The sequence below is a fragment of the Aliivibrio sp. S3MY1 genome, from assembly GCF_028765575.1.
In the GTDB taxonomy this organism is placed as follows: domain Bacteria; phylum Pseudomonadota; class Gammaproteobacteria; order Enterobacterales; family Vibrionaceae; genus Aliivibrio.
Genome location: NZ_JARACO010000088.1, coordinates 1 through 846, shown reverse-complemented (window position 1 = coordinate 846; position 846 = coordinate 1). Strand labels below are relative to the sequence as shown.

The 846-nt window shown below is 32.0% G+C and carries 1 protein-coding gene; it reads right to left on the bottom strand.

Features of this window, described 5'->3' with window-relative positions:
- Positions 1 to 113: 113 nt before the first annotated feature.
- On the bottom strand, positions 114 to 846 hold a 733-nt coding region (locus PVK62_RS17345; protein ID WP_274445627.1), incomplete at its 5' end, for an HNH endonuclease.

Below are 846 nucleotides of genomic sequence, written 5' to 3'. Positions count from 1 at the left end.
GATTAAGTCTAAATTTACCACTTAACACGGTAAATTCAAAGAAACCTAGAATGCCGAATGTAGCAAATCGTGTTGATGCGATTGTTATGTTTTGTCTATAATATACAAAGAACTTAAAATAGAGTTACGTCCGGGCTATCATTTTTTTTAATGTATAGTTTTGCTGTTATCCAATTTTCATTGGTAATATTATCACTACATTTAAGACGTTCTATACACCTTTCAGCAAATAAAAAATATCCTTTAAACTCTAATTCTTTTAAAAGAGAACCAATGTGAGTAGCTATTTTTGTTCTTTCAAAAGGCCCAACATCCATGCCTATAATTTCAGCATAATCTGTTAATGTTTGTAAAATACTGCCAATAAATTCATTATCCTCTTCACTACCCTCATCATAATCGAAGCCAAAACCATCTATACCCGCGATAATATTTAAAACCTCTTTACCTGATGTTATTCTTGTGAGTAATTTAGGTTGAGGCATACTCTCCTTGCTTATGGATTCTTCTAGTGAGTTTGTTACCCAGTTCTCATGGTTAACTTTCATATACATCAGTAATTCTTCAGGATATGTATCAGTTAATGTATCAACTTCTATATGGTGATTTCTACACAGTAAAACTAAATTTTCATACGTATCGTAATTATGTATTCCACTTTTATGTCTTGGCCCTTTTTCTGCACTACTAATAATGTGACACTCTTCACCAATATTTAAACTTTCCTTCGCATCCTCCTTCGAAAATAGCTCAGTTTTACATATAGCACATCTATTACCAGATTTAGCCCAAAGCTTCTTTCTGACTTTATTAGAAATCGACATATAGCCATAACCTCTTAAAAAC